The sequence below is a fragment of the Meiothermus cerbereus genome (assembly GCF_051297115.1).
GTDB lineage: Bacteria > Deinococcota > Deinococci > Deinococcales > Thermaceae > Meiothermus > Meiothermus cerbereus_A.
Genome location: NZ_JBEVAL010000107.1, coordinates 1 through 6373 on the forward strand (window position 1 = coordinate 1; position 6373 = coordinate 6373).

The 6373-nt window shown below is 62.8% G+C and carries 7 protein-coding genes; 3 read left to right on the forward strand and 4 right to left on the reverse strand.

From position 1 onward, the window contains the following. Positions 1-155: 155 nt before the first annotated feature. On the forward strand, positions 156-374 hold the full coding sequence (locus tag ABWU19_RS13930; protein WP_435902265.1) for a CopG family transcriptional regulator: 219 nt from the start codon (positions 156-158) through the stop codon (positions 372-374). Then, the gene (locus ABWU19_RS13935; protein ID WP_435902266.1) at positions 371-790 is read left to right on the forward strand and encodes a type II toxin-antitoxin system VapC family toxin; all 420 of its coding nucleotides are present in this window, start codon (positions 371-373) and stop codon (positions 788-790) included. The genes ABWU19_RS13930 and ABWU19_RS13935 overlap by 4 nt, the downstream gene beginning before the upstream one ends. A gap of 116 nt (positions 791-906) precedes the next feature. Here the strand turns inward: ABWU19_RS13935 and ABWU19_RS13940 are convergent, their stop codons facing one another. The 4 genes from ABWU19_RS13940 to ABWU19_RS13955 form a co-directional block, all read right to left on the reverse strand. Beyond that, on the reverse strand, positions 907-1554 hold the full coding sequence (locus ABWU19_RS13940; RefSeq protein WP_435902267.1) for an ABC transporter permease: 648 nt from the start codon (positions 1552-1554) through the stop codon (positions 907-909). A gap of 104 nt (positions 1555-1658) precedes the next feature. Then, positions 1659-2603: an ABC transporter ATP-binding protein gene (locus ABWU19_RS13945; RefSeq protein WP_435902268.1), complete on the reverse strand. Its 945-nt coding sequence runs from the start codon at positions 2601-2603 to the stop codon at positions 1659-1661. Further along, a complete protein-coding gene (locus ABWU19_RS13950) occupies positions 2600-3901 on the reverse strand; it encodes an ABC transporter permease (protein ID WP_435902269.1) in 1302 nt (433 codons plus the stop codon). Before ABWU19_RS13950 ends, ABWU19_RS13945 begins: the two co-directional genes overlap by 4 nt. Then, positions 3898-4809, reverse strand: coding sequence for an ABC transporter substrate-binding protein (locus ABWU19_RS13955; RefSeq protein WP_027878117.1), 912 nt, complete (start codon positions 4807-4809; stop codon positions 3898-3900). Before ABWU19_RS13955 ends, ABWU19_RS13950 begins: the two co-directional genes overlap by 4 nt. A 305-nt stretch (positions 4810-5114) precedes the next feature. Here ABWU19_RS13955 and ABWU19_RS13960 point away from each other — a divergent pair, with 305 nt between their 5' ends. Then, positions 5115-6263, forward strand: coding sequence for an RNA-guided endonuclease InsQ/TnpB family protein (locus tag ABWU19_RS13960; RefSeq protein ID WP_435902270.1), 1149 nt, complete (start codon positions 5115-5117; stop codon positions 6261-6263). Positions 6264-6373: the final 110 nt, after the last annotated feature.

The following is a 6373-nucleotide window of genomic DNA, read 5'->3' on the forward strand; positions in this document are numbered from 1 at the left end:
TAGCTTCTCCACCAATCCCATGCCCCTCTATCGCTGGCTTAGTGGATGTATATGATAAGAGCCTGCCCTTTAGGGTTGATTCGGAGACGCACCCAAACCGGTCGATAGGGGGCGGCGGTTGAGGATCGAGTAGTATTACATGGTATGATATACCCATGCGAACCACCATCTACCTGCCCGACGACCTCGCTCAAGTGGTAGAGGAATACCTGAAGGAGCACCCGGAGACCAGCCTCTCGGCCCTGGTGCAGGAGGCGCTGGCGGCCCGGTTGCGCCGCAACCCGGCAGCCCTGCTGGAACTGGCGGGTATCGTCGAGAAGGCTACCCGCACTGCCCGGGAGGGGGCTGAGGATCTCTACCGCCACGAACGATGAGCGCGGCACCACCCAAACTGGTGCTGGACGCGGGGCCGCTGATTGCGCTCTTCCACGCTGCCGATCCTGACCACGAGAGGGCGGTGCAGGGCTTTCGCATGCTGGTTGAGGGCAGTAGTCGCCTGGTCATACCTCTGCCGGTGGTGTTTGAGGTCTACAAGTGGCTGCTCTTCGAGGGGGGCCCGGCAGTGGCCCGCCGGGCCCTGGAGCGCATGGTGGAGACATTGGAGATCGTCCCGCTCGGGATGGAAGACCTCGAGGCCATTCGGGTTCTGCTGGCGGCCAGGCTGGAGTGGAAGGGCACCCTGGAGGACGCCAGCGTAACCCTGCTGGCCTTGAAGACCAGGGCTCCGGTGTGGACGCTTAACTACCGTGACCTGGGAGTGTTCAAAGAGCTTTCGTTTTGGGCGGCCTGAAAGGGGTGGTACTCACAAGCGGCTTGGAGCGATATGCGGCCCTTGGGTAGAGGGGGATCATGACTTTGCGTGACGCCCCACCCCAGATCACTGGGCCCTGGACCTAGCCCAGCCCCCTAACTGCGCCAGGGCGTGAGCACCTTCTCCAGTCGCCCCATTGTCCAGTCCAGCAAGAGCGCCAACAAGGCAACGGCTATGGCTCCTTGTGCCACGAAGGCCAAATTGCTTACTGCCAGCCCTGCGATGATCGGTACGCCCAGCCCACCGCCACCCACCAGCGGGGCCACCGTGGCGGTCGCAAGAATCAACACCAGGCTGGTGCGGACGCCCGCAAGGATCACCGGAAGGGCCAGCGGCAGTTCGACGTGCCAGAGCAACTGCCAGCGCGAATAGCCCATCCCTCTGGCCGCATCCAGCACATCGGCGGGCAAATAAGTAAAGGCCTCAAGGCTGTTGCGCACCACCGGTAGCAGGCCGTATAGGAACAGCACTAACACCGCCCCGGTAGAGCCGAAGCCAAAGAAGGGCAGGGCCAGCGCCAGCACCGCCACCGGTGGGAAGGTTTGTCCAACGGCCACGATATTCTCGAGCAGAGGTCGAAAGCCAGACCCCACAGGCCGGGTGACAAAAATCGCCAGCGGCAATCCAATCAGAATGACCAAGGCACCCGCACTTGCCGTGATGGTGAGGTGTTGAAGGGCAAGATTCAGCAAGGTTTCGCGTTCGAAGATCGAGCTGCGTGCGCTGGGAAATAAGCTGGACAAAAGCCCTTTCCATAGAGACTGCTGGGCAAATAAAAAGAGCACCAACCCCCACCCCAGCAGCGGCCACAAGAGCGGGTACGGTCGTTTTTCCCGCCGCGTGCTTCCTATGGTTCCTCCTCCGAGGCCGCAGTCAGGAGCGACTCCAGGCGCACCAGCCCCACCACCTGACCTCCTTCGTCGGTCACAGCCAGGCTGCGGATACCATTGGCAAGCAAGAGCGAGAAGGCATCTCGAGCCGTCGCTGAGCGCTTGATGCTGACGGCAGGCCGGTGTGTGCCCAGCGGCTCTATCAGGTCGTTCAGCGGGATGCGGGAGAGCCGCAGCAGGGTGCGCGATGGCCCCAGAAAATCACGTACGAAAGGCGTCTTGGGGCTACGCAAAAGCACTTCCGGTGTATCGTACTGCTCAACGCGACCGCTGTTCATCAAGCAGATGCGGTCGGAAATCCTCACGGCTTCCTCCAGGTCGTGGGTCACAAACAAAACGGTCTTCTTGAGTTCGCTTTGCAGCCTGAGAAATTCGTCCTGTAAACGCTCGCGGGTAGGCGGGTCTACCGCGCCAAAAGGCTCGTCCATCAGCAGCACCGGCGGGTCGGCGGCAAGCGCCCTGGCGAGCCCAACCCGCTGGGCCTGACCGCCCGAGAGCTCGCGCGGGAAACGCCCCGCAAAGGTTTGCGGCTCCAGACCCACCAGGGCCAGCATCTCCCTGGCCCTGGCCTCGCGCTTTTCCTTACTCCAGCCCAGCAGCCGCGGCACCACCATCACGTTCTCGAGCACGCTCATATGGGGAAATAGCCCGATGCTCTGGATCACGTAACCGATGCCCCGACGCAGTTCCACCTCGTCCAGTTGGCGCACGTCCTGCTCGCCGATGAACACCGTGCCTTCACTGGGCTCGATGAGGCGGTTGACCGTGCGAAGCAGGGTGGTTTTGCCACACCCAGAAGGCCCCAACAAAGTCACCAGCTGACCCTCAGCTACTTCAAGACGCACACCCTTGAGCGCCTCGAAATCCCCGTAGCGCTTGACGACATTCTCGAAGCGGATCAAATGCCCACCCTCCGTCTAAGGGCCATACTGGCAAACCGCAGGGCCGAGTCCACCAGCAGAGCCAGCAGGATGATGGGAACCGCACCCAGCAAAACCATGTCGGGTGCGCCACCTTCCACCCCGCGCAGGATGAAGAAGCCCAGCCCGCCCGCGCCGATCAGCGCCGCAACAGTGGTGATGCCGATGGTGAGCGAGGCCGCGCTGCGAATGCCTTCCAGGATCAGCGGTAGGGCCAGCGGCAGCTCGACCCGCCAGAAGAGCTGCTCCGGGCTCATACCCATACCGCGTCCAGCGTCGCGAGCGTCCTCGGGCACGCCGCGCAGGCCGGTGTAAGTGTTGAGCACCAGCGGCAGCAGCGCGTAAAGGGTAAGGGCCAAAACGGCGGGGGCTGCGCCGATGCCCCGCACGCCCGATTCTTGCAGAGGCGCGCCCAGCACAATGCGAAGTGGGTCGGGGCCGAGCAGGCTATTGAGCCAGGCCCCAGCCATCGCCAGCGCCAGCAGGCCCAGCGACAACGCCAGCGAGACCGCCAGCCAGCCCGACACGGCCCACAGCAGGCGAAAGGCGAACATCCCCAGCACGATCGCGCCCAGCGCGATTTCAAGGCGCAGCCCCTGCGAGATTGCCGCCAGCAGCGGCAGCAGCAGCCCGAACAAGGCCAGTGAAGGGATGGTCTGCAAGAAGCCGGTCACACCCAGAACCCAGCCCATGCGGGGGTTGCCCGCGGCCAGCACGCCCAGCGGCACCCCCACCACCACCGCCAGTAGCACCGCGCTGCCAGAGAGCGAAAGATGGCGCCATAGCTCGGTAAAAAACTGCTCACGCCAGGACTGGAACTCCATCAGCGGCCCTAGCCGGTCGAAAGCACCCAACCCCAGCAAAAGGGCCAGGCCTAGTAGCACCGTCAGCAAAATCCAGCCCCCCTGACGGTAGGCGGCAAAGTAGCCCACGTACAGGGCCAGCAGGGTGAGCCAGAAGCCGCCCGCCGGGGAGACTCGAGCACTCTCCGGCTGCCCACTGAGCAAAGCGTCCGCACCCTGCCCTGTTAGCAACCCCCAGGCCAGCAAGGCCAGCCCGAGCAGCCCTACCTGCGCAGGCCCCTGTGCCCTCGCAACCCCGGCCCAGAGAATGAGGAGCGCCAAAGCGCCAAAACCCTGCCAGTCCCACACATGAAAAGGTTCACCGGGAGCGATTCGGCTGGATTTGAGCTCGAGCCAGGGCAACAGCAGGGCCAGAACCCCCAGGCCGGCGGCCAGCCCAGCCACCGGATCGAGGTAGCGCGGGGGCGTCTCCCTCACCGGATGAAGTTCTTAGAGCGCAGATAGGCCCGGGCCACCTCGGCGGGGTTCTTGCCACTTACCGCCACCTCGGCATTGAGCTGGGAAAGGGTGGCTTCGTCTAGGGTAGCGAAGACCGGATTGATCAGGGTGGCGAGCTCAGGGAAGCGGTCGAATACAGCCTTGCGCACGGTGATAGCGGGCTGGTAGACCGCCACCGCCCCCCTGGGGTCGGTCAGGGCCACCAGGCCCAAAGCGGCGATGCCCCCATCGGTGCCGTAGGCCATGGCGGCGTTCACCCCGCCCGTGCCGCGGGCCGCGGCCTGCTGGGTCTGGGTGGTGTTGCCGCCGGGCAGAATCACCAGCTGCTCGGGTTTCAGCTTGAAGCCATACACCCGCTCGAAGGCTTTGAGGGCGTCGTCGCGGTCTACGAACTCCTGGCTGGCGGCCAGCCGCACCTGGGCCCCGCCGTTCACCCAGCGGGCGAAGTCAGCCATGGTGCGGAGGTTATTCTGCTGGGCCAGGGTGCGCGGCACCGCAATGGCCCAGGTGTTGTTGGCCGGGGCCGGGTTGAGCCAGACGATGTTGTTTTTGGCGTCGAGCTCCTTGACCCTGGCAAAACCTTTGGCCGCATCGCGGGTTACAGCCTGGGCGCTGGGATCGTTCTTGAAAAACACCCCCAGCGCAGTGCCGGTGTATTCGGGGTAAAGGTCAATCTCACCTGAGGTGAGGGCCTTGCGCACCACATCGGTAGTGCCGGTGCTGCAGCGGTCGTTCACACGGAAGCCGTTGGCCTCGAGGAGAATCTTGACCATCTGGCACAGCACCGCCCCCTCGGTGTCAATCTTGGAGCCCACGGTAATGGGACCTTTCTGGGCCAGGGCCAGGCCCAAACCCAGCGCGATCAGGAAGGCAAATACGCTTTTCATGTTCTCTCCCCTCCCACTCCCCGTCTGTCTGGAGTGTCTTACGTGGCTACCATAACACGTAAGGCAGCGCGGTTTGTTGGCTGGCTTACCCACTTTGGCCCAACACCCGGTGCTGAGCCTCCGGTTTGCCCAGCTTTGGTTTTTACAAAAATGTTCGCAGAAAGCCCACTGCTTCAGCGGTGGGATGAATGCGAACGCGCTACAGCGCGTCGGCATAGCTGATAACCGCTTTGCGGCTAAGCTGCAAGTGAGCGCCCTTCTGAAAAAATCGGGCAGTATTGTGCAAGATATGCTACAATCAGAACGTGCCCATCCAGACCCTGACCCTCAAACTGCCGTTTCTGCACCTGAACAAGGTCAAAGCAGCGGAGTGGTCGCGCCTGGAAAGGGTGAACACCGACCTTGCGAACCGCATCCTGGGTATGCCCAAAGCAGAACGCCGCAAACTGACCACCGCCTCGTTCGCGGACGTGGAGCTGGGTTCGGCGTGGGTGAACCAGACCCTTCGCACGGTCAACAAGTCCAAGAAGGTCAAGGCCTTCAAGCGGTTGCCCCTGGAAACCAACAACCAGAACTGGACGCTGCACAAAGTGGGTAACACCTACAGCATCGGGTTCGGGTTGCTCCGAGGGGTCAAGAAGCGCGTGCCTTTGGAGGTGCATCAAGCCAACCACAAGGCGATTCTGGAGGGAATCCTGGCCGGGACGCACAAGCCGGGCTCCCTCAAGCTGGTGCAAAGCAAGAAGGGGGTCTGGTACGCCTGTATTTCGGTGTCCTGGGAAGTTCCCAAGCCCACCGAAACCCTCCGGTTTATCGGGGTGGACAGGGGACAGAACCACCTGGCGGTAGCGGTCACGCCGGAGGGCCGCTCGCTGTTCTTGAGCTTCGGCTGGGTCAGGCATATCCGCCGCCACTACGCCGCCAAACGGCGCAGGCTGCAACAGAAGGGCAAGCACAAAACGCTGAAGCGCTTAGAACAGAAGGAATCCCGCACCATCCGGCACATCAACCACATCATCAGTAAGAAGCTGGTGGCCTTCGCCAAGGAGCATGGCTGCGGCATCCGCATGGAGGACTTGTCGGGCATCCGACAATCCAAACAGCGGCAGTCTACCAAGGCCAAAGCCGATCTGAACCGCGACTTCTGGCCCTACTACGACCTCGAAAGCAAAACCGCCTACAAAGCGCTCAGAGCGGGCGTGGCTTTCGAGAAGGTTCCCGCTGCCTACACCTCCAAGACCTGTCGCAGGTGCGGGGCCATCGGGGTCAGGCATCGGCACAGCTTCCGGTGCAAACGGTGTGGATATCAGGGACACGCCGACCACAACGCCGGGTCCAATCTGGCGAACTGGTTGGGGCTGTCCTGCCCTGTGGTTCTTCAGGCTCCGCAGGGCGGGGTGCATGGCACACCCCCAAGCCGGGTAAGCGAACCCAGCCCGAAAGGGCTGGGCTAGCGAGAACCAGAATCCCACGGATTTATCCGTGGGAGTGTCAAAACATGTAGTACCCCAATTCGGAAAAGCCACCAGCCACATTTCCCCAAACTGCGCCAACAGGAGGCGCC

Bases quoted from the DNA above. Each gene is read 5' to 3' on its own strand.
- ABWU19_RS13930 (WP_435902265.1), top strand. From the start codon at position 156: ATGCGAACCACCATCTACCTGCCCGACGACCTCGCTCAAGTGGTAGAG.
- ABWU19_RS13935 (WP_435902266.1), top strand. From the start codon at position 371: ATGAGCGCGGCACCACCCAAACTGGTGCTGGACGCGGGGCCGCTGATT.
- ABWU19_RS13955 (WP_027878117.1), bottom strand. From the start codon at position 4,809: ATGAAAAGCGTATTTGCCTTCCTGATCGCGCTGGGTTTGGGCCTGGCC.